This window comes from Pantoea sp. Ep11b, assembly GCF_040783975.1.
In the GTDB taxonomy this organism is placed as follows: Bacteria; Pseudomonadota; Gammaproteobacteria; order Enterobacterales; family Enterobacteriaceae; genus Pantoea.
Genome location: NZ_CP160631.1, coordinates 3,861,966 through 3,883,489, shown reverse-complemented (window position 1 = coordinate 3,883,489; position 21,524 = coordinate 3,861,966). Strand labels below are relative to the sequence as shown.

Sequence of the window (21,524 nt, the reverse complement as noted above, 5' to 3'; positions counted from 1 at the left end):
TTTATGGTAACCCTCTATCTTGCTTCCGGTTCACCGCGTCGCCGTGAGCTGCTGACTCAGCTTGGCCTGACATTCGAACGCATCGTGACTGACGTTGAGGAGCAGCGTCAGCCCAACGAAGCGGCAGCAATCTATGTCCGCCGTCTCGCTAATGACAAAGCGCAGGCGGGCGTCCGGCTGGCCGCGCAGGATCTGCCTGTGCTGGGCGCGGATACCATCGTGGTGCTGAATGGCGAAGTGCTGGAAAAACCGCGCGATGCCGCCGATGCACACGCAATGCTGCGCAAACTCTCCGGGCAGACGCATCAGGTGATGACCGCGGTGGCGCTGGCTGACAGTCAGCAGGCGCTGGATTGCGTCGTGACGACGGATGTGACCTTCCGCACCTTAACCGGCAGCGACATCGACGACTATATCGCGACCGGGGAACCGATGGATAAAGCGGGCGCGTACGGTATTCAGGGCAGGGGAGGAAACTTTGTCCGCAAAATTAATGGAAGTTACCATGCAGTGGTGGGATTACCCCTGGTTGAAACAGCGGAGCTGATCAGCCATTTCCAGTCACTGCGTGCCGTAAGGGGTCAACATGACGGCTGAATTACTGATTAACGTCACGCCTTCTGAAACGCGGGTGGCCTATATCGACGGTGGCATCCTTCAGGAAATACACATTGAGCGTGAAGCGCGGCGCGGCATCGTTGGCAATATCTATAAAGGACGGGTAAGCCGTGTTCTGCCGGGTATGCAGGCGGCCTTTGTTGATATCGGTCTGGAAAAAGCAGCGTTCCTGCACGCCTCGGATATCATGCCGCACACGGAATGCGTCGCGGGTGATGAAAAGAAAAACTTTATCGTTCGTGACATCGCCGAGCTGGTGCGTCAGGGCCAGGATCTGGTGGTGCAGGTGGTGAAGGATCCGCTCGGCACCAAAGGTGCGCGTCTGACCACCGACATCACGCTGCCGTCGCGTTACCTGGTCTTTATGCCCGGCGCATCGCACGTTGGGGTGTCTCAGCGCATTGAGAGCGAAAAAGAGCGCGACCGGCTCAAGGCGGTGGTGGCGGATTATTGCGATCATCTGGGCGGCTTTATTATCCGCACGGCGGCAGAAGGGATCGGTGAAGAGGAGCTGGCGCAGGATGCCGCGTTCCTCAAACGTCTCTGGACCAAAGTCAGCGAGCGTAAAAAGCGTAACCAGACCCGCTGTCTGCTCTACGGCGAGCTGGCGCTGGCCCAGCGTATTCTGCGCGACTTCGCCGGTGCTGCGCTGGACCGCATCCGGGTCGACTCCCGCCTGACCTGCGACATGCTGGTGGAGTTCACCAGTGAATATATCCCGGAAATGGCCGGTAAACTGGAGCTCTACAACGGTAAACAACCTATTTTCGACCTGTTTGATGTCGAAAATGAGATTCAGCGCTCGCTGGATCGCAAGGTTGAGCTAAAGTCAGGCGGATACCTGATTATCGATCAGACCGAAGCGATGACGACCATTGATATCAACACCGGTGCCTTTGTCGGTCATCGCAATCTGGATGAGACCATATTCAACACCAACGTTGAAGCCACTCAGGCGATTGCGCGCCAGCTGCGACTGCGTAATCTGGGCGGCATTATCATTATCGACTTCATCGATATGAGCAACGAAGACCATCGCCGGCGGGTCCTGCATTCGCTGGAGAGCGCGCTCAGCAAAGATCGGGTGAAGACCGGCATCAACGGCTTCTCTGCGCTGGGACTGGTGGAGATGACCCGTAAGCGAACCCGTGAAAGCATCGAGCATGTGCTGTGTCAGGATTGCCCGGTCTGCAAAGGGCGCGGCACGCTGAAAACGGTTGAAACCGTCTGCTACGAAATCATGCGTGAGATTGTCAGGGTACACCACGCCTACGATTCTGACCGTTTTCTGGTCTATGTCTCCCCGACGGTCGGCGAGGCGTTGAAAACTGATGAGTCGCATGCGCTGGCCGAAGTGGAAATCTTTGTCGGCAAGCAGGTTAAAGTGCATGTCGAGGCGCTCTACACGCAGGAGCAGTTCGACGTTGTTATGATGTAATGCCAGCCCGGTCACCGGGCTGATTCAGCGCCCTTGTTGGGGATAAAATGCGTACAGGCGCTTTTATCTGAAGACGGTCGGGTATGCGGACCCATTATCCACTGTTTACGGAACACAAGGAGAGGCGTGAGTGAGGCAGTTGCCGAGGATTTTGTTACTGCTGGTCGCGGCAATCATCGTGATTGTTGCGCTGCTGGTCAGTGGATTGCGTCTGGTGATGCCGCATCTCGACAGCTATCGCAGTAACCTTCTGCAATTCATCTCTGCGCGCAGCGGTGTGCCGGTCGAGGCCAGCCAGCTTCAGGGAAAATGGGAGAACTTCGGCCCGACGCTGCAGGTTCGCGATCTCAGCGTGGATCTGCATGACAATGGCCGGCTCACCATCAAACGCATCCATCTCGCGCTCGACGTCTGGCAATCCCTGCTGCACTGGCGCTGGCAGTTCCGCGATCTCACTTTCTGGCAATTACACCTCGACAGCAATCGTCCACTGCTGGATAACGACAAAGAGAAAAACAGTTTCCGTCCGGCGCAGATCAATGAACTTTTCCTGCGTCAGTTTGACCACTTCGATCTGCGCGACAGCACCATCCGTTTTCGCACCCCTTCCGGCCAGCACGCTGAGCTGACGATCCCCCGCCTGACCTGGCTCAACGAAAATAACCGCCACCGTGCCGAGGGTGAAGTCAGCCTGTCGAGCTTTACCGGCCAGCATGGCGTGGTTCAGGTGCGGCTCGACCTCAATGACAGCAACGGGCTGCTGAACGATGGCCGGATCTGGATGCAGGCCGACGATGTGGATATGCGACCGTGGCTGGGCCGCTGGATGCGTGATAACACTCGTCTGGACAGTGCCCGTTTCAGCCTGGCCGCCTGGGTCAGCCTGCGTGATGGCGACATCTATGCGGGCGATCTGCTGTTGCGCCAGGGCGGCGCCAGCTGGCAGGGCGAAACCGGACGGCACCAGATCACGGTCGACGGGCTGACCGCGCACCTGTCGCGCTTCCGGAATGGCTGGGTAGTCAACGTACCGCAGACCCGCCTCAGCACCGACAACCAGCCCTGGCCCGCAGGCCACTTCTCGCTGTTATGGCGTCCCGAAGACAAACAGCTGCCAGGTACCGAAAGTCAGGCTGAAGTCCGCGTGCGCGCCACGCAGCTGGTGCTGAAACACATTGCGCCGATCGTTCCGCTGTTCGCGCCGCTCTCTCCGGCGCTGTTTGAGAACTGGCAGGCGCTGCAGCCGCAGGGCACCGTCGATGGCCTGGCGCTGGATATACCGCTGCAGCAGCCTGAAAACACCCGTATGCAGGTGAAGTGGCACGATTTCAGCTGGCAGCACTGGAAGCTGCTGCCGGGTATCAGTCACCTCAGTGGCGAGGCGCGCGGCAGCCTGACCCATGGACAGGTCAGCGTCGATATGGGCGCGGCGACCGTTCCTTATGGCGACATGTTCCAGGCCCCGCTGGAGATTAAAAAGGTGACCGGCGCGCTGCGCTGGCTGCGTGATGAACATGGACTGACGCTGGCGGGTGAGGATCTGGATCTCCAGGCGCGTTCACTTCATGCGCGTGGAGACTTCAGTTACCAGCAGAACAGCGGAAGCGAGCCACGTCTGGATATTCTGGCCGGTATCCGGGTGACGGATGCAGGTGATGCCTGGCGCTATTTCCCGGTTCCGCTAATGGGCAACGGCCTGACACACTATCTGAGCGGGGCCGTGAAGGGTGGCAAAGTCGATAATGCCACGCTGCTGTTTGCCGGTAATCCGGCTCTGTTCCCGTTTAAGCACAATGACGGCATGTTTCAGGTCTGGGTGCCGCTGCGTCAGGCGACCTACGCGTTTCAGCCAAAATGGCCTGCGATCAGTAATCTCGATATCGATCTCAACTTCCTGAATGATGGCCTCTGGATGAACGCGCCGGTGGCCAGACTGGGCGAGGTGGAGGCGCGCAACGTCAGCGCAGTCATTCCTGACTACCTGAAAGAGAAGCTGATTATCGATGGCGATATCAGCGGGCAGGGCCCTCAGGTCGCGGATTATTTCCAGCAGACGCCGCTGAAGCCCTCTCTGGGTGCCGCGTTGGAGCAGCTGCAAATCAGCGGACAGGTCGGGGGGCATCTGAACCTGGATATCCCGCTGGATGGCGAGCAGGTGCATGCCAGAGGCAACGTCGACCTGCAAGATAATGCGCTGTTTATCAAACCGCTAAAAACCACTATTAACCGTCTCTCAGGCCGCTTCCGCTACGACAACGGCAATCTGGTCAGCGACGATCTGCGTGCAGAGTGGTTTGGTCAGCCGATGGGCGTGCGTTTCAGCACCCGGGAGAACCCGGATGACTTCGGCGTCAACGTCAGCCTTCAGGGCGACTGGCAGCCCGCTAAAATCCGTGAGATCCCGGCCGCCGTCAGCAGGCAGCTGGGTGGACATCTGCCGTGGCAGGGCGAGGTCGGCATTACGTTACCGCATCAGGGCGGCGCACGTTATGACGTCGCGTTGAACGGCAATGCAAAAGAAGTAAGTAGTCGCTTACCTGCGCCGCTTGCAAAACAGGCTGGCGAGGCGATGCCTGTTACCATTCAGGCCAGTGGTGACCTGCACCATTTCGATCTCAGCGGCAGCGTTAACGGCAACCAGCGTTTCAACAGCCGCTGGCTGCTGGAGCCGACGCTGCGTGTGGATCGCGGTATCTGGCTGAACGATGCACGCAAAACGCCGGCACTGCCCGATCGCGCGGGTATGGTGCTGAATCTGCCTGCGCTGGATGGCGAAGCCTGGGTGGCGATGCTGGCCGCCGGGGATTCCGCAGGCGGACGGCAAGCGGACAGCGGTGATTTCCAGACCGGCCCCGTCACGCTGCCCGGCAATGTCACCCTGCGCAGCCCGGCGGTCACGCTGGGCGGGCAGCAATGGCATGATGTCGATGCGACCCTGGCACAGAGTGCGGGTGGCAAAAGTCAGGTCAGCGTGAATGCGAAAGAGCTGCGCGGCAGACTGACTATGGCGCCTGCTGCGCCGTGGCAGGTCAGCCTGGATTATCTCTATTACAATCCGCAGTGGGAGAACGGGGCCAGCGAAGGCGGCAAAGGCGCTTCTCAGCAGGCCACGAAGATTAACTTCAGCCAGTGGCCCGCGCTGCAGCTCTTCTGCAAAGAGTGCTGGGTGCTCGGCCAGAAATATGGTCAGGTATCCGCACTGCTCCAGCCTCGCGGGGATACGTTAGCACTTACTAACGGAAAGGTGGATACCGGCAGTTCACAGCTGAAAATCGACGGCGAGTGGGTCAACCGCCCGGGCGACCCGCGCACCTCGCTGAAAGGCACGCTGAAAGGGGCGAATATCAACAACGCCACCAACTGGTTTGGCGTGAATACCCCGCTGCGCGATGCACCTTTCGATATCGCCTACGACCTGCACTGGAAATCGGCGCCGTGGCAGCCCGCTGCAGAAACCCTGAGCGGCACCCTGAAAACCCACTTCGGCAAAGGGCAGATCGCGGATGTGAACACCGGCACGGCGGGGAAAATCCTGCGTCTGGTGAGCTTCGATGCGCTGCTGCGTAAGCTGCGCTTCGACTTCAGCGACACCTTCACCAACGCCTTCTACTTCGACTCCATTAACGGCACGGCCTGGATTGAAAACGGCGTGATGCGCACCGACAACCTGCTGGTAGACGGACTGGAAGCCGACATCGCGATGCAGGGTAAACTCGACCTGGTGAAGCGCCAGATCGATATGGAAGCGGTGGTCGCGCCGGAGATATCGGCGTCGGTCGGCGTGGCAACCGCCTTTGCCATCAACCCGGTGATTGGCGCGGCAGTTTTTGCGGCCAGTAAAGCGCTGGGACCGCTGTGGAATAAGATCTCACTGCTGCGTTATCACATCGGCGGCCCGCTGGATAAACCGGAAATCAATGAGGTACTGCGCAAACCGCGTGAAACTGACAACAAGTGAATTTGACGCCGTACCGGAATTACCGCAGGCTATGATTATCTGAGCACATAATGAGTGAGAAACGATGACTCTGAACCTGGTAAGTGAGCAGTTACTGACTGCTAACGGCATTAATCAGCAGGACCTATTTTCCCTGTTAGGGCAGCTTTCAGAACGTCGTCTGGATTATGCCGATCTCTATTTTCAGTCCAGCTTCCACGAATCCTGGGTGCTGGAAGATAAAATCATCAAAGATGGCTCATACCATATCGATCAGGGTGTGGGCGTGCGCGCGGTCAGCGGAGAGAAAACCGGCTTCGCCTATGCGGACCAGATTACGCTGAATGCGCTGCGTCTCTCGTCTGAAGCGGCGCGCAGCATCGTGCGCGAGCAGGGCAATGGCAAAGCCCACACGCTCTCTGCCGTGTTGAACCGCTCACTCTATCCGGCGGTCGATCCGCTGAGCAGCCTGACGCGTGAAGAGAAAATTGCCCTGCTGCATCGCGTCGATAAAGTGGCCCGCGCCGAAGATCCGCGCGTGCAGGAGGTCAATGCCAGCCTGACCGGCGTCTACGAACAGGTGCTGGTGGCAGCCACCGACGGCACGCTGGCCGCCGATGTGCGACCGCTGGTGCGCCTCTCTGTCAGCGTTCAGGTGGAAGATCAGGGCAAGCGCGAGCGCGGTGCCAGCGGCGGCGGTGCGCGTACCGGCTATGCGTTTTTCCTGGCGGATGAGAATGGTGAAGTCCGCGCTGACGCTTGGGCGCGGGAAGCGGTGCGCATGGCGCTGGTGAATCTCTCTGCGGTCGCCGCGCCAGCCGGTGCCCTGCCAGTGGTGCTGGGTGCGGGCTGGCCTGGCGTCCTGCTGCATGAAGCGGTCGGTCACGGTCTGGAAGGCGATTTCAACCGTCGCGGCACCTCCGTCTTCAGCGGTAAAATCGGTCAGCAGGTTGCGTCTGAACTCTGTACGGTGGTCGATGATGGCACCCTTGAAGGGCTGCGTGGATCGCTGGCGATTGATGATGAGGGCGTGCCGGGTCAGTACAACATGCTGATCGAGAACGGCGTGCTGAAAGGCTACATGCAGGACAAGCTGAATGCGCGACTGATGGGCGTCAGCCCGACCGGCAACGGCCGTCGTGAATCCTATGCGCACCTGCCGATGCCGCGCATGACCAACACCTACATGCTGGCGGGTAAATCCTCACCGCAGGATATTATCGAAAGCGTGGATTATGGCATCTATGCGCCAAACTTTGGCGGCGGTCAGGTTGACATCACCTCCGGCAAATTTGTCTTTTCTACCTCAGAGGCCTATCTGATCGAGAAGGGCAAAATTACTAAGCCGGTTAAGGGTGCCACGCTGATTGGTTCCGGTATCGAAGCGATGCAGCAGATCTCGATGGTGGGTAATGACCTGGCGCTGGACAAAGGCGTCGGCGTCTGCGGCAAAGAGGGACAGAGCCTGCCGGTCGGCGTTGGTCAGCCGACCCTGAAGCTCGATAAACTGACCATCGGCGGCACTGCCTGATGTGACCTCCGCAACCTGCCGCCCGGCGGGTTGCGGAACGGTTACCCGCACGCTTCCGGCAGGCAATGGACCGGCTGAAAGCGCAGGGAAGAAACGTGCATCTCAGTAAAAGATCCTCTGCCGCTTTCCGGCGCTTCGCTGGATTGGTTTCAACGCCTGCGCGGGCAGAGGTTTTCAACGCCCTTCTGTCAGCTTTTACGATGCAGCTGATACTGCTCAGCCACCTGTTCAAAATAGCCGGTCAGATAATCGATACAGACCTGCACCTTCAGCGGTAACTTATCCTTCTCGGTGTAAAGCGCATAGACCGGACGCGGGTCAGACTGATACTGCGGAAACAGAATATCGATCTCGCCCGCGGTAATCTCATCGATCACCCACATCATCGGAACATAGGCGATGCCATTGCCCGACTTCAGCCAGCGCAGCAGCGTCAGCGAATCGTTGGTGACAAAGCGGCCCTGCGGTGCCAGGCGCGTCACTAATCCTTCCGGCGCAATCAGCTCGAAATTGTTGTCGGGCCGCACGCTATATTCCAGCCAGGAGAAGTTATCGATATCACCCGGCTTCTCCGGCGTGCCATGCTGTGCCAGATAGCTTTTTGCGGCGCACACCACCATCGGCATCGCGCCAAGACGCCGGGAAAAGAGGCTGGAATCTTTCAGCGCGCCGACGCGGATCACCAGGTCCAGCCCGTCGGCGATCAGGTCCGGCGCCGGTACGCCGGTGACCAGGTTCACGCTCAGCCCCGGATACTCCCGCAGCATTTCGCTGGTCATCCCGGCTAACACGTTTTGCGCCATGGTCGAGGAGCTGCCAATCCGCAGTACGCCAATGGGCGTATTGTTAAACGCATAGAGCTGTTCATGCACCTGCGTCGCTTCCGCCAGCATCCGGCGGCAGCCCTGATAGTAGATTTTGCCCGCCTCGGTCAGCCCGATACTGCGGGTGCTGCGATTCAGCAGCTTGACCTGCAGTGCATCCTCCAGTCTGGCGACGATCTGACTGATTGAGGAGACGCTCAGATGAAGCTGACGCGCCGCAGCAGTGAACGAACCCAGTTCGACCACCCGGGCGAAAACGGACATACCTTTCAGTCGTTCCATTGTTTACTCTGGCTTAAAAGTGATTTAGATCACATTCTGTAGAAAATGGTTAGTAATGCACGTTATTATAAGCGCGCCGGGGTATTTCCCGGTGATTCTTCATTGCCTGATACCCCTCGATGATACGCTATTATTAAGCCAGCTGCGGTTCCGATAGCGCTGGCAGAGGGTTTTGCTGTGGCATCTGCAGAAGGCAAAGGCGTGTCCCGGCAAGGTCGAACTAAGGATTTCTGATGAGTGTGCTTCCGGTATTTGTCATGTTTGGGCTCTCTTTCCCGCCCGTTTTCATCGAACTGATTATTTCACTCATGCTGTTCTGGTTAGTGAAACGCGTGCTGACGCCGAGCGGCATCTACGATCTTGTCTGGCATCCGGCACTTTTTAATACAGCGCTTTACTGCTGTGTGTTTTACCTTGTCTCCCGTTTATTAGTCTGAGGTTTAAGTGAAAGCACTCATAAGAAAAATCGCGCGTTACGCGATTACGCTCCTGCTGGTCATCATCGCAGTGGTTATCATCTTTCGTGCCTGGGTCTTCTATACCGAATCCCCCTGGACGCGTGATGCACGTTTCGCGGCTGACGTGGTGGCGATCTCGCCCGATGTCACCGGCCTGATCACCGATGTACCGGTTCATGATAACCAGCTGGTGAAGAAGGGCGATACGCTGTTTGTGGTGGATCGGCCGCGCTATCAGAAAGCGCTCGCGCAGGCTCAGGCGGACGTTGAATATTACCAGGCACTGGTCAGCGAAAAACGCCGTGAAGCCGGACGTCGTAATCAGCTTGGCACCTCGGCGATGTCGCGCGAAGCGATTGAACAATCCAACAACGATCTGCAAACCAGCGAACATCAGCTGGCGAAGTCGATGGCGACACGCGATCTGGCGGAGATCGATCTGGAGCGTACCAACATCAAAGCGCCATCCGATGGCTGGGTCACTAACCTGAATGTCTATCAGGGCGAGTTCATCACCCGCGGCTCCGTGGCGGTGGCGCTGGTTCAGCAGCACTCCTTCTATGTGCTCGCTTACCTGGAAGAGACCAAACTGCACGGCGTGGAGAAGGGCTTCCGGGCCGAAATCACGCCGCTCGGCAGTAACATAGTACTGCGCGGCACGGTTGACAGCGTGGCTGCCGGCGTGACCAACAGCAGCAGCTCGGTCGACAGCAAAGGGATGGCGACGGTGGACTCCAATCTGGAGTGGGTCCGACTGGCGCAGCGTGTGCCGGTACGTATCCGGCTGGATCAGCAGCCTGGCAATCGCTTCCCGGCGGGCACCACGGCGACGGTGGTCATCACCGGGCAGGGGGATCGCCAGCCTGAACAGGTTTCGCCGCTGGTCCGTCTGCTGAATCGCCTGCGTGAGTTTGGTTAAGAGGGCGATATGATCGAGTTCCTGCGGTTCCCGGTAAAACTCACCTTCGCGCTGGTTTTAGCGCTGATGGTGGGCTTCCACCTTAACCTCGAAACGCCGCGCTGGGCGGTGATGACCGCCGGGATTGTGGCGGGCGGCACCGCCTTTGCTGCGGGGGGTGACCCCTATTCAGGGGCGCTGCGCTATCGCGGTGTTTTGCGTATTATCGGGACCTTTATCGGCTGTATCGCCGCGCTGACCATCATGATCGCCACCGTTCGGGCGCCGGTCGTGATGCTGCTGCTGTGCTGCATCTGGGCAGGGCTCTGCGTCTGGCTCTCCTCGCTGATCAAGGTCGAAAACTCCTACGCGCTGGGACTGGCAGGCTACACCGCGCTGATTATCGTGGTGACGGCGAACGCCAGTGGCGGGCTGACGCTGGTGCCCCAATATGCGGTCGAGCGTTGCAGCGAGATTGTGCTCGGCATCCTGTGCGCCATCCTGGCCGATATGATCTTCTCGCCCCGTTCAATCAAAAAAGTGATCGATGCAGAGGTCGATTCGCTGCTGGTGGCGCACTATCACCTGCTGCAGCTCTGCGTCGCCCACGGTGATAAAGAGGAGGTGGACAAAGCCTGGAGCGCGCTGGTCCGGCGTACCACGGCGCTGAACACCATGCGCAGCCAGCTGATGATGGAATCCTCCCGCTGGAAGAACAGCCATCGCCGTTTGCAGATGCTGAATACGCTGTCGCTGACGCTGATTACCCAGGCCGCCGAAACCTTTCTGATCCAGAACTCCCGCCCTGACTACATCCCGCCTCAGTATCGCCTGATGGTTGAGAAGCCCGCCACCACGGTAGAAGAGGTGCACAAGCGGATGAAAGTGATGCGACGGGTGATGGGCGCCAGCGACAAAACGACGCCGGTCACGCTGAGCAGCTGGGTCGGTGCCGCCACCGAATATCTGCTGCTGATCAACGGCATTAAAAGCAACAGCCGGATTACCTCCCTGGAAGAGACGATTCTGCAGCGCGAAGTCGTGATTCAGGCGCGTTCTGCGGAGACACATCATGCGATGATCAACGGTATCCGGACCTTTGTGGCGACCGCGCTGGGTTCGCTGTTCTGGCTCTACACGGGATGGACCTCCGGCAGCGGCTGCATGGTCATGCTGGCGGTGATCACCGCGCTGGCAATGCGTATGCCAAACCCGCTGATGATGGCGAAAGACTTCCTCTACGGCATGACGGTCGCGGTTCCGCTGGGGGCGTTCTATTTTATGTATGTCCTGCCCGCCACGCAGCAGAGCGCGCTGCTACTCTGCATCGCCATCGGGCTGCTGGGTTTTATTGGCGGCATCTTTATCCAGCGGCGTCAGCTCGGTACACTCGGCGCACTGATTGGTACGCTCAACGTGCTGGTGCTCGATAACCCGATGCAGTTCCACATCAACGTCTTTCTCGACAACGTGCTTGGCCAGGTTATCGGCTGCTTTGTGGCGATGATGGTGATCCTGCTGATCCGCGATAAATCGAAAGCGCGCACCGGCCGTAAACTGCTGAACCGCTTTATGTATGCGGCCGTATCGGCGATGACGACCAATCAGGCGCGTCGGCGCGAAAACCATCTGCCGGCGCTCTATCAGCAACTCTTCCTGCTGCTGAACCTGTTCCCCGGCGATATCAATAAATACCGTATCGCCTTAACGCTGATCATCGGCCATCAGCGGTTGCGGGACGCGGAAGTGCCGGTCAATGCCGATCTCTCAGCGTATCACCGGCAACTGCGCTACACCGCAGATCGGGTGATCGCCGCCAGCAGCGATGACAAGCGGCGTTACTACTTTGAACGGCTGCTGAAAGAGCTGGCGGTCTATCAGGAAAAGCTGGCCCATTACGAGGCACCTGAAAGCGTTACGGAGCCGGTAAAACGGCTGGCGCTCATGCTCGACAAATATCAGAACACCCTCATCCAAATCTGAATCTGGCCGCTGCGACCGGCAGCGGCCCGTCCAATCTCCGCCCGTCATAAAACCTGCTGCTTTTGCCAACTATACTCTCTGGACGGAAGCGTAAAACTGACAGGAGCGAATCAATGAAATCACTGCAAGAGAGCGAACTGTTCCGGACCGGCTATTTAGCGGATGGCCAGTGGCATCAGGCAGCCTCCACCTTCGACGTCACCAATCCGGCGACCGGCGAGGTGATTGCGCAGGTGGCAAAAGCGGGTAAAACGGAAACGGAACAGGCTATCGCCGCCGCAGAGCGCGCCTTTCCCGCCTGGCGGGCGCTCACCGCAAAAGCACGCTCTGAGATCCTCACACGCTGGTACCAGCTGATTATTGAGAACAAACGCTGGCTGGGCGAGCTAATGACCCTGGAACAGGGCAAGCCTGTGAAAGAGGCGGAAGGTGAAGTCGAGTATGCCGCCAGCTTTATTCAGTGGTTCGCCGAGCAGGCAAAACGGGCCAACGGTGAGATCATTCCGCCCGCGAAACCAGGCTCGCGTATCCTGGCCACCCGCGAACCGATTGGCGTGGTGGCGGCCATTACGCCGTGGAACTTCCCGATGGCGATGCTGACCCGCAAGCTGGGGCCGGCCCTGGCCGCAGGCTGCACCGGCATCATCAAACCTGCCAATAACACGCCGCTCTCCGCCTTTGCGCTGCTGGCGCTGGCGAAGCAGGCGGGCGTACCGGATGGCGTGCTGAATGCGGTGGCCGGTGACACTCACGCCATCAGTGACGCGATTATGGCCAGCCACGTAGTGCGCAAAATCTCATTTACCGGCTCGACGCAGGTGGGCAAGCTGCTGATGCGCAATGCCGCCGAAACCATGAAAAAAGTGTCGATGGAACTGGGCGGTAATGCTCCCTACATCGTGTTTGAGGATGCTGACATTGATGCCGCCGTACAGGGCGCGATCGCTAACAAATTCCGTAACGCGGGCCAGGTGTGCGTCAGCGTGAACCGCTTTTACATTCACAATGCGATCTATGATCGTTTCACGCAGCAGCTGGCGGCCGAGGTCAACAAGCTGAAAGTCGGTAACGGCATGGAAGAGGGCGTGATCGTCGGCCCCCTGATCGACGCCCCGGCGGTGGAAAAGGTGGAGCAGCACGTCAAAGACGCCGTCGCCAGAGGCGGCAAATTACTGGCGGGGGGCGAACGCCATGCTCTGGGCGGCAACTTCTGGCAGCCCACGGTGATCGCCGAAGCCCACGAAGAGATGCAGCTCGCGCAGGAGGAGACGTTCGGCCCGGTGGCAGCCTGTTTCCGTTTTGATGATGAAGAGGATGTCATCCGCCGCGCCAATGCCACGCCGTTCGGTCTGGCCGCCTACTTCTATACCCAGAATCTGCAACGGGTGTTCCGCGTCTCAGCGGCGCTGGAGAGCGGCATGATCGGCATTAACGAATGTGCCGTTTCAACCGAGCTGGCCCCCTTCGGCGGCGTGAAAGAGTCGGGGCTGGGCCGTGAAGGTTCGGTACTGGGGATGGAGGAGTATCTGGAAGTCAAAACGCTCCATCTGGGCGGTTTGGGCTAACGGACAGAAACGGGCGGCAGAGGTCGCCCGCAGACGGAGCATGGGAGCGGTCAGCATGAAAATCGAGCGTTTTGATTTTAATGAAATTGTCGATCAGGCCCATTTCTTCCGCCAGTTCAGCGAGCGATTTGCGCTGGAAGAGCGCCGCATCTGCGATCTGGATGGATTATGGGATGTGGTGACGGGCGACCTGTTACCCATGCCGCTGGAGATTGAATTTATCAATCTGGGCAGGGGGCAGCGACGGCGTTATGGTGCGCTGATTCTGTTGTTCGATGAAGCGGAAGAGGAGCTGGAAGGGCAGCTTCACTTTAACGTCAGATAAAAAAAGGCCCCGGAGAGCGGGGCCAAAGGGTTCGTCATTATTCTGACGAGGAATTACTTATAAAGCTGTGCGGTGATGTGGTAGTTGTCACCGGTACGCGCCTCAATCACTTTGTAGGCGCTGGCACCCTGCGCATCGGCTTTCTGAGAAAGCTCAGCACGGTAATCCATTGGCGCACCCGCTGTGCCACTGATGGTCACGGTTCCCGCAGGCTGCAGATTCTGAGTCTGGTCGCCGGTTACCAGCTGCGCGGCAGATGCGCCGAACGCCATAACGGAAAGCAGGCTGACTGTAGCGATGGTTGTTTTGATATTCATGTTCGTCTCCTCAATATATTCAACAACCTGCGGTTCATCGTAAAGGCGGGTCGTCGATATTTTCAACGCCGTTCAGGCGTCATCATGGTCGGTTATTTGTAAAGTTCAGCGGTGATATGCCAGGTGTTATCCTGGTTGTTTTCAATGATCCGATAGTGACCGGCACCCTGGGCATCCGCTTTCTCTGACAGCACCTGACGGACGTGCGTCTGGTCGCCATTACGGCCACTGATGCTGATGGTCTGGTTCATCGACTGCAAACCCTGCGCTTCCTGATTAGTCACCAGGCTGGCAGCGCCTGCACCCATTGAGATCAGGGAAAGGCCAAGGGCGGCGATAGCTAATTTCATTTTCATAATCAACTCTCCTGCAATATCTGTTTCTGCTTCCGCTCTCCGGCACGGCAGTGTGCGTGTCTGACAAGAGAGGCGGGCTTAATCGGGCTACGTCTTAGTTATAAAGCGCGGCGGTAGCGTGGTAGTTGCCGTTGTTATAAGCCTCAATGACGCGATAGGCTTTTGCGCCCTGCTGATCGGCTTTGTCACTGAGCTGCTGACGGATATCCATTGGTGAACCGGCAACGCCGCTGACGCTGATGGTGCCTGCAGGCTGCAGATTCTGCGCCTGGGCAGCATCGATAGATTCTGCTGCTACAGCGCCAAATGAAAGAGCGGAAAGGATACTCAGAGTGGCGATGGTAGTTTTAACGTTCATAGATATTTCCTCGTCGTCTATTTTTATCTTTCTGGTTTGTGTGATTTGCGTCACGAAAAGAAGTATAGAACTAATAACGATAGAAATTAATATCCCGCTAATAATGTTTTTTTGTGATACTTTATCCTTATGGCTACTTTTAATAACTCAACGTTATAAAAAACGTTTAAAAAATAGCCTTTTCGCCGCTTTCAAGTGCAAAAACAGTGATATAGATCACTTTAACTTTTAGTGCGAAATGCAGGGGTGTTTCAGGCTGGGGTTTGATCTGGATCCGGGCAATGGTGCCGGATTAATGTTGTAAGGCAGCGTAAAATAGCGCAGAAGGCGAAGCAGAAGATGATTTCTGCCCACAGGCGCCGTAATTAAAGCGGTCTGTGGTGCAGGGCCAGGCGGGCAAACCGGAAAGCCGTGGTAAGGCGCGGGAAGCTGACGGCCAGGTCTGTACCGGAAGCCGTCAGTCTGCTATCAGAGTTCCTGCTCAAACAGGTTGAGAATGGCGCTGTGCAACTGCTTCACCGTAAAGTCGCGCGCACGGGTAATAAAAATCGTGTCATCACCGGCAATCGTTCCCAGAATCCCTTCCGATTTACCCAGCGAATCCAGCAAGCGGGCAATCAACTGCGCGGCACCAGGACTGGTATGGATTACCACCAGGGCGTCATTGTAGTCGATATCCAGTACCAGATTTTTCAGCGGGCTGGTGGTGGTCGGTACGCCAAGTTCTGCCGGCAGACAGTAAACCATCTCCATCTTGGCATTGCGGGTACGCACCGCGCCAAACTTCGTCAGCATGCGTGAGACTTTGGACTGATTGATATTCTCAAAGCCCTCATCCTGCAGCGCCTGAACAATCTCGCCCTGGGAACTGAATTTTTCTTCTTTTAATAAGGCTTTGAAAGCCTTAATCAGATCGTCTTGTTTAGATGGGTTTCGCATAGGTTACCAATATATAGAGTGAATAACCGCGCATCCGCCCGCGGCAGAGTGGTGATTATGCATTTAAATGCATTTTTATGCAATCGTTCGATTGGTGAGCGGGGTTCGGGCGGCTGGCGGGCGGCGATAATAGCAAATAAATCCGCTCAGACCAAAACCCCCGTCACAGCCGCAGAAAGCGAAGGTTGCAAAGTTGTTATATTATTGGTGGTGTAGTAACAGAAAACGCACGCAGCCGTTCTCTGTCTGACGACGGCAAGGTTGTCGGTCATTCAGGCGTAATGATAAGTAACTTTTGAATCCGGAGATTAAGTGCGAAAGCACGTAGAATTAACAGCGGATAATTATCATCGCCTGAGCAGTTGATTAAGGTCTGACACAGATAGAATTTCGGCCCATCTCTGCCCCACCTTAATAAGGAGTTAAGAATGAAAGTTGCCGTTCTCGGTGCCGCTGGCGGCATAGGCCAGGCGCTCGCACTTCTGCTCAAAACCCAGCTTCCTGCAGGTTCAGAACTCTCACTGTATGACATCGCGCCGGTTACGCCTGGCGTTGCCGTTGATCTCAGTCATATCCCTACTGCCGTCTCCATTCAGGGATTCAGCGGCGAAGATGCAACACCGGCTTTACAGGGCGCAGACGTGGTATTGATCTCCGCCGGTGTCGCCCGGAAGCCCGGTATGGATCGCGCAGATCTGTTTAATGTGAATGCCGGCATCGTTCGCAACCTGATTGAACAGGTGGCCACGACCGCACCGAAGGCGCTGATTGGTGTCATTACCAATCCGGTTAATACCACCGTGGCTATCGCGGCAGAAGTGCTGAAAAAGCACGGCGTCTACGACAAAAATCGTCTGTTCGGTGTCACAACGCTGGATATCATCCGTGCCAATACTTTTGTGGCGGCGCTGAAGGGCAGGCAACCTGACCAGGTTGAAGTCCCGGTTATCGGCGGGCACTCCGGCGTGACGATCCTGCCGCTGCTGTCTCAGGTTAATGGCGTCAGCTTCAGCGATCAGGAGGTTGCCGATCTGACTAAGCGGATCCAGAACGCCGGAACAGAAGTGGTGGAAGCCAAAGCGGGTGGCGGATCAGCGACGCTGTCGATGGGTCAGGCTGCTGCCCGTTTCGGTCTGTCTCTGGTACGCGCGCTGAATGGCGAGCCGAATGTGGTGGAGTGTGCCTATGTGGAAGGCGAAGGCGAATATGCACGCTTCTTCTCACAGCCGCTACTGCTGGGTAAAAACGGTATTGCGGAACGCAGGCCGATTGGCACGCTGAGCGCGTATGAGCAGCAGGCGCTGTCGGGCATGCTGGAGACGCTGAAGAAAGATATTGCTCAGGGTGAAGCGTTCGTTAAGCAGTAACGCACTCCACAGCGTGAAAACGCCCGGCTCAGCCGGGCGTTTTGCGTTACAGACCGCCAGATTTATAGGCGCGGGCAGCCGGTGTGCCGTTGCTGGCAGGCAGCTTCTTACCCAGCGTTTCCATACGCATCTGGAAGGGCGGGAACGGCATCTCAATACCGTGCTGATCGAACCCACGCAGAATCAGTTGATGCAGTTCATGACGCAGCGGCATCCGGTGTCCCATCTCTGCGGCATGTACGCGCAGTTCAAACAGCTGAATACCCTGCTGCAGATCCACAAGGAAGGCTTCCGGCTGTGGGGTGTCCAGCACATAGCTGCAGCGTTCGGCCGCCTGTATAAGAATGGTGGTGACCTCTTCACTGCTGACTTTAGCCGGGGCCGGGATAGTCAGTACCACGCGCGTGACCGAATCGGACAGCGACCAGTTGATAAACTGCTCCGTGATAAAGGCTTTGTTCGGCACGATAATCTCTTTGCGGTCCCAGTCGGTAATGGTGGTCGCGCGGGTATTGATCCGGGTGATACTGCCGGTCAGGTCACGGATCGTTACGGTGTCGCCGATACGGATCGGTTTTTCAAACAGAATAATCAGACCAGAGATAAAGTTGGCAAAAATCTCCTGCAGACCAAATCCCAGTCCCACACCGAGTGCCGCAACCAGCCACTGCAGCTTCGACCACTCAATCCCGATCATCGAGAACCCAATCAGCCCGCCAACCAGCAGCAGCAGATACTTGGTCAGGGTCGTGATGGCGTAGCCTGTGCCGGGTGTCAGATTCAGGTGCTGCAGCAGCGCCAGTTCAAGCAGCGCGGGCATATTGCGCACCAGCTGGGTAGTGATGATAAACACCAGAATGGCAATCAGCACCGCTCCCAGGGTGATTGGCTGGATCGACTCCACACCCTGCACGGACGTACTGACATCCCACAATTGAATATTCTCCAGGAAGCCAAAGGCGGAGTGGATTTCCGACCAGAGCACAATCACGGAAACCAGGGCAATCAGCGTCAGGATAGAACGCACCAGCCGCAGTGACTGGGCGCTGATCGCATCCAGGTCGATCACCGGCTCTTCGATTTCAATCGCATCGGTGTTCTGAGTGCCTTGCTCTTTCTCTTCTTCGCTGCGCGCCCGATTGGCCAGCATATCGGCGCGGCGCTGACGGGCGCGGTCAAAGCCGAGCCGGCGACGCTGAATCAGCATCCAGCGCCGGATGATGTAGTAGATGACCAGCAACAGGAACCAGATGGCGACGGAGGTTTCCAGACGCGCCAGCAGCGCCTGCGCGGTCGCCAGATATCCCACGGCGGAGGCGAGGGCGGCCATCAGCGGCATGGCGATCATCAGGTTCCATAGCATCCGGTTGACCATGTTCTCGCCGTTCCCCTCTTTATCGAGGTAGAGCGGAATACCGGAACGCTTCAGGCTCACGGTGACAATACTGATTGCCCCACAGATCAGGATAAAGCAGAGACGGCCCAGCGATGCAGAGAACTGGCGATCTTCCAGATTCCCTAAGGCGATCAGCAACATGATCAGCGGCACAATCAGGCCGATGCTCAGCGAATAGTAGCGCATGGCGCGCGCCACCCGGTTCTGCGGCCAGCGGAAATGCACGATAAACAGGCCGTTGGGCCGGGCAAAGGCGGCGCTGATCATAAAGACCCACAGCAGGGGTAGTGTGGCGGTAATGCCATCACCAATCGCCACGGCAATAGGGTAGGGCCAGGCGTTCTGCAGGCCATAGCCCAGCGCCCCCCACAGCACCGGCAGCGGCAGCGCCACCAGAATCGACCAGAACACCGTACGGATGGTCAGGCGGAAGCGATCCTGCGTGACCTTACCGACTTTACTGGCGGAGCGTTCGAGAAATGCATTGAAGTGACGGCGTGAGCTGATACTGAAACCGACCAGCAGCAGCGCGCCAATAATCGGCAGCACCGAATGGCGGCTGGTAAACATCATCGCCATCGCTTTGCCGAGCTGACCCAGGGTGTCCAGCGACAGCAGGCGGGAGAGATCTTTCGCCAGATCCAGCGGGTAGCTCAGGCTGATCGGGCTGACATCGGCGGTCCAGAACAGGTAGCGGTGGGTTGCATCCTTGACCTCGGTCAGCGCGTCCTGCAACTGAGTGTTGCCGACTTTCAGTTTGGTGATCTCCAGGATCAGCGTGTCGCAGCCGGAGATCAGAGAGTTAAGCAGCTCACGCTGGGTGCGGAGCTGGGCATCAAGAATACGTTTCTGATCGGCCGTGTAGGCCTGACCATCGGCCTGGTGTCCTTTACGCAGGGACTCCTGGCGCTCCAGCAGATCTTCGTAGTAAAGACGCTGCACGCGAAGCTGCGCCATCTCATTGTCAATCTGCTGCGATTTCGGCATCTCCGGCAGACGCGCAACCTGCGCGCGCAGCGCTTCCCCCAGCAGGTTCGAGGCGCCCAGCCACTGCGACTGTTCGCGCAGGGTAGAGAGCGCCTGACGGACCTGAATAATCTGGTTGGTGGCAAGGCGCTGCTGCGACGCCACCAGATCCATGCGCTGCGCCTGCTGATTCAGCGCACCAGAGAGTTCGCGGTTGACCCGGAACTGATCGCTGATCGCCGGCGGCAGATCGCCACTGTTTTCGGCCAGCTGTTCGGTGCGCGCCAGCGCAACTTCCGCCTCACGCTGCCGCTGGTCGTTGAGCTGATTGCGCAGCGCCTGCAGATAGTTATCCAGCTGCGTCGCTTTACGCTGATGGACCTCTGCGCGCATCCGCGCCAGCTCCTGACGGTTGTTGGCTGAAAGCTGCGCCAGTTCGAGTTCATCGACGCGCGCTTTGTTGGCGGCGTTTTCAGCCTGGCGGGCCGCCAGTTGCAGCTGACCCTGAGGCGAACTGCTGCTGACGCCCTGTAAGCGGCGTTCGCTCTCTGTCATCGCCCGGCGGGCGTCGGTCTGCTGCTGGGGCAGCTGAGATAAGGAGTCACTGATCTCCCGCGCCCGATCCTGCTCCTGTCGCGCCTGACGACCCTCCTCCAGCAGCTGACTGCTGACCTGCAGGATCTCCTGATCCAGCTCGGCGCTGCTCATATTGCTGCGCACGGTTTTCCCGCTGTCGCTCAATGCGGCAATCTGCTGACGCAGTTCACGCGCCAGACGCGGGAAATCGTCAATGACCTGCTGATATTGCGCGGCGCGCTCCAGTGATTCATCGCGTTCAGAGAGGAAATTCAGGGCAGCTTCGATCGTCTGGATCTGCTCCGCCTGCGTCGGGGAGCTTTTGGCCGATTTGATCTCTTCCAGCTGCTGTTTAAGCTGGCTGGCGTCAGGAAGGCTGGCCGCAGAGGCCGGGCTGCTGAGCCAGAGGCTCAGCAGCAGGAGGAGAATCGGGCGCACAGAGGACTCTCAATTTAGTCAGTGATGACGTCAGACATGTCCGTGGCGACCGGCAGCGCAATTGCCAGCGGCTGGCCGAGACGGGTTTTGCTTTCCGCTTCCAGGCTTTCCGCCAGTTTGACGCGGCCTGGTGCAAACAGGTTGATTACAGTCGAGCCGAGTTTAAAGCGGCCCATCTCCTGACCTTTCAGCAGGACCACCGCGCCTTCATCTTCGGCTGCCGGATAGTGCCAGCGTTTAATCACCCCTTCACGCGGCGGCGTGATAGTGCCCGCCCAGACGGTTTCGATGCTGCCGACGATGGTGGCACCGACCAGGATTTGCACCATCGGGCCGATATCGGTTTCAAAGTAGCAGATCACGCGCTCATTGCGGGCAAACAGGTTCGGGATATTACGCGCGGTCAGTGGGTTGACCGAATAGAGGTCGCCAGGCACATAGATCATCTCGCGCAGGATACCGTTGCACGGCATATGGACGCGGTGATAGTCGCGTGGTGCCAGATAGGTGGTGACGAATTCGCCCTCCACAAAGCGGGCTGCCATGCGCTCATCGCCCGCCAGCAACGCTTCCAGGGAGTAGTGATGACCTTTAGCCTGGAAAATCTGGTCGCCGTCAATGTGACCGAGCTGGCTGATCGCGCCATCTGCGGGCAGGGCGATCAGGCTGGCATCGGCATCGACCGGACGCGCGTCATCTTTCAGCGGACGCACGAAAAAGTCATTAAAGGTGCGATAGCTGGCCGTGTCAGGCTTACGTGCCTCTGCCATGTCTACCTTGTAAAACCAGACAAAGATGTCGATGACCAGTTTGGTTAACCAACCACCGCGGCGACTGGCGCCCCAACCGGCAAGTTCAGTCAGCCATTTCTTCGGGAGAATATGATTCAAGCCGAGTTTTAAACGATCAAACACCTTAGCCTCCTGGCTATTTATGACGTTGTAAAAAAGGG

General features: G+C 57.8%; 17 protein-coding genes. 10 read left to right on the top strand and 7 right to left on the bottom strand.

The features are described 5' to 3' along the window. Positions 1-3 precede the first annotated feature (3 nt). The 4 genes from AB1748_RS18190 to tldD all read left to right on the top strand — a co-directional run bounded on the left by AB1748_RS18190 (position 4) and on the right by tldD (position 7,524). Positions 4-597: a nucleoside triphosphate pyrophosphatase gene (locus AB1748_RS18190; RefSeq protein ID WP_111139673.1), complete on the top strand. Its 594-nt coding sequence runs from the start codon at positions 4-6 to the stop codon at positions 595-597. After that, on the top strand, positions 587-2,056 hold the full coding sequence (rng, locus tag AB1748_RS18185; RefSeq protein ID WP_111139672.1) for a ribonuclease G: 1,470 nt from the start codon (positions 587-589) through the stop codon (positions 2,054-2,056). Before AB1748_RS18190 ends, rng begins: the two co-directional genes overlap by 11 nt. Before the next feature lie 130 nt (positions 2,057-2,186). Further along, positions 2,187-6,014 carry an AsmA2 domain-containing protein YhdP gene (gene yhdP, locus AB1748_RS18180; RefSeq protein ID WP_111139671.1) on the top strand — a complete coding sequence of 1,276 codons (3,828 nt, stop codon included), beginning with the start codon at positions 2,187-2,189 and terminating at the stop codon, positions 6,012-6,014. 64 nt (positions 6,015-6,078) lie between these two features. Then, positions 6,079-7,524, top strand: a complete 1,446-nt coding sequence (gene tldD, locus AB1748_RS18175; protein WP_367395870.1) for a metalloprotease TldD — start codon at positions 6,079-6,081, stop codon at positions 7,522-7,524. 188 nt (positions 7,525-7,712) lie between these two features. On the opposite strand, the gene aaeR is transcribed toward tldD, so the two are convergent. Further along, positions 7,713-8,630 carry an HTH-type transcriptional activator AaeR gene (gene aaeR / locus AB1748_RS18170; protein ID WP_111139669.1) on the bottom strand — a complete coding sequence of 306 codons (918 nt, stop codon included), beginning with the start codon at positions 8,628-8,630 and terminating at the stop codon, positions 7,713-7,715. Between the two features lie 233 nt (positions 8,631-8,863). Here aaeR and aaeX point away from each other — a divergent pair, with 233 nt between their 5' ends. From aaeX to AB1748_RS18145, 5 genes are all read left to right on the top strand, one after another. Further along, positions 8,864-9,067, top strand: a complete 204-nt coding sequence (gene aaeX, locus AB1748_RS18165; protein ID WP_003855277.1) for a p-hydroxybenzoic acid efflux pump operon protein AaeX — start codon at positions 8,864-8,866, stop codon at positions 9,065-9,067. A gap of 7 nt (positions 9,068-9,074) precedes the next feature. Then, the gene (aaeA, locus tag AB1748_RS18160; protein ID WP_367395869.1) at positions 9,075-10,007 is read left to right on the top strand and encodes a p-hydroxybenzoic acid efflux pump subunit AaeA; all 933 of its coding nucleotides are present in this window, start codon (positions 9,075-9,077) and stop codon (positions 10,005-10,007) included. A 9-nt stretch (positions 10,008-10,016) separates the two neighbouring features. Further along, positions 10,017-11,969, top strand: coding sequence for a p-hydroxybenzoic acid efflux pump subunit AaeB (aaeB, locus tag AB1748_RS18155; RefSeq protein WP_293774364.1), 1,953 nt, complete (start codon positions 10,017-10,019; stop codon positions 11,967-11,969). 113 nt (positions 11,970-12,082) lie between these two features. Then, positions 12,083-13,534, top strand: coding sequence for an NAD-dependent succinate-semialdehyde dehydrogenase (locus AB1748_RS18150; RefSeq protein WP_111139666.1), 1,452 nt, complete (start codon positions 12,083-12,085; stop codon positions 13,532-13,534). Between the two features lie 55 nt (positions 13,535-13,589). Then, the gene (locus AB1748_RS18145; protein WP_111139687.1) at positions 13,590-13,859 is read left to right on the top strand and encodes a hypothetical protein; all 270 of its coding nucleotides are present in this window, start codon (positions 13,590-13,592) and stop codon (positions 13,857-13,859) included. Between the two features lie 53 nt (positions 13,860-13,912). Here the strand turns inward: AB1748_RS18145 and yhcN (AB1748_RS18140) are convergent, their stop codons facing one another. The 4 genes from yhcN (AB1748_RS18140) to argR form a co-directional block, all read right to left on the bottom strand. Next, entirely contained in the window at positions 13,913-14,176 is a 264-nt protein-coding gene (gene yhcN / locus AB1748_RS18140; protein ID WP_111139665.1) for a peroxide/acid stress response protein YhcN, read from the bottom strand. A 92-nt stretch (positions 14,177-14,268) separates the two neighbouring features. Continuing rightward, on the bottom strand, positions 14,269-14,532 hold the full coding sequence (locus tag AB1748_RS18135) for a YdgH/BhsA/McbA-like domain containing protein (RefSeq protein ID WP_111139664.1): 264 nt from the start codon (positions 14,530-14,532) through the stop codon (positions 14,269-14,271). A 94-nt stretch (positions 14,533-14,626) separates the two neighbouring features. After that, positions 14,627-14,890: a peroxide/acid stress response protein YhcN gene (gene yhcN, locus AB1748_RS18130; RefSeq protein ID WP_111139663.1), complete on the bottom strand. Its 264-nt coding sequence runs from the start codon at positions 14,888-14,890 to the stop codon at positions 14,627-14,629. A gap of 468 nt (positions 14,891-15,358) precedes the next feature. Next, positions 15,359-15,829, bottom strand: coding sequence for a transcriptional regulator ArgR (gene argR, locus AB1748_RS18125; RefSeq protein ID WP_009087485.1), 471 nt, complete (start codon positions 15,827-15,829; stop codon positions 15,359-15,361). A gap of 428 nt (positions 15,830-16,257) precedes the next feature. On the opposite strand from argR, the gene mdh reads away from it, so the two are divergent. After that, positions 16,258-17,196, top strand: a complete 939-nt coding sequence (gene mdh / locus AB1748_RS18120; RefSeq protein ID WP_293774372.1) for a malate dehydrogenase — start codon at positions 16,258-16,260, stop codon at positions 17,194-17,196. Positions 17,197-17,242: 46 nt separating this feature from the next. On the opposite strand, the gene mscM is transcribed toward mdh, so the two are convergent. After that, positions 17,243-20,572 carry a miniconductance mechanosensitive channel MscM gene (mscM, locus tag AB1748_RS18115; RefSeq protein ID WP_367395868.1) on the bottom strand — a complete coding sequence of 1,110 codons (3,330 nt, stop codon included), beginning with the start codon at positions 20,570-20,572 and terminating at the stop codon, positions 17,243-17,245. Positions 20,573-20,586: 14 nt separating this feature from the next. Beyond that, on the bottom strand, positions 20,587-21,486 hold the full coding sequence (asd, locus tag AB1748_RS18110) for an archaetidylserine decarboxylase (protein WP_111139660.1): 900 nt from the start codon (positions 21,484-21,486) through the stop codon (positions 20,587-20,589). Positions 21,487-21,524 lie beyond the last annotated feature (38 nt).

Coding starts and splice junctions, on each gene's coding strand:
- mdh (WP_293774372.1), top strand. CDS start 16,258: ATGAAAGTTGCCGTTCTCGGTGCCGCTGGCGGCATAGGCCAGGCGCTC.
- AB1748_RS18135 (WP_111139664.1), bottom strand. CDS start 14,532: ATGAAAATGAAATTAGCTATCGCCGCCCTTGGCCTTTCCCTGATCTCA.
- tldD (WP_367395870.1), top strand. CDS start 6,079: ATGACTCTGAACCTGGTAAGTGAGCAGTTACTGACTGCTAACGGCATT.
- aaeX (WP_003855277.1), top strand. CDS start 8,864: ATGAGTGTGCTTCCGGTATTTGTCATGTTTGGGCTCTCTTTCCCGCCC.
- argR (WP_009087485.1), bottom strand. CDS start 15,829: ATGCGAAACCCATCTAAACAAGACGATCTGATTAAGGCTTTCAAAGCC.
- AB1748_RS18190 (WP_111139673.1), top strand. CDS start 4: ATGGTAACCCTCTATCTTGCTTCCGGTTCACCGCGTCGCCGTGAGCTG.
- aaeB (WP_293774364.1), top strand. CDS start 10,017: ATGATCGAGTTCCTGCGGTTCCCGGTAAAACTCACCTTCGCGCTGGTT.
- AB1748_RS18150 (WP_111139666.1), top strand. CDS start 12,083: ATGAAATCACTGCAAGAGAGCGAACTGTTCCGGACCGGCTATTTAGCG.
- rng (WP_111139672.1), top strand. CDS start 587: ATGACGGCTGAATTACTGATTAACGTCACGCCTTCTGAAACGCGGGTG.
- yhcN (WP_111139665.1), bottom strand. CDS start 14,176: ATGAATATCAAAACAACCATCGCTACAGTCAGCCTGCTTTCCGTTATG.
- aaeR (WP_111139669.1), bottom strand. CDS start 8,630: ATGGAACGACTGAAAGGTATGTCCGTTTTCGCCCGGGTGGTCGAACTG.
- AB1748_RS18145 (WP_111139687.1), top strand. CDS start 13,590: ATGAAAATCGAGCGTTTTGATTTTAATGAAATTGTCGATCAGGCCCAT.
- yhcN (WP_111139663.1), bottom strand. CDS start 14,890: ATGAACGTTAAAACTACCATCGCCACTCTGAGTATCCTTTCCGCTCTT.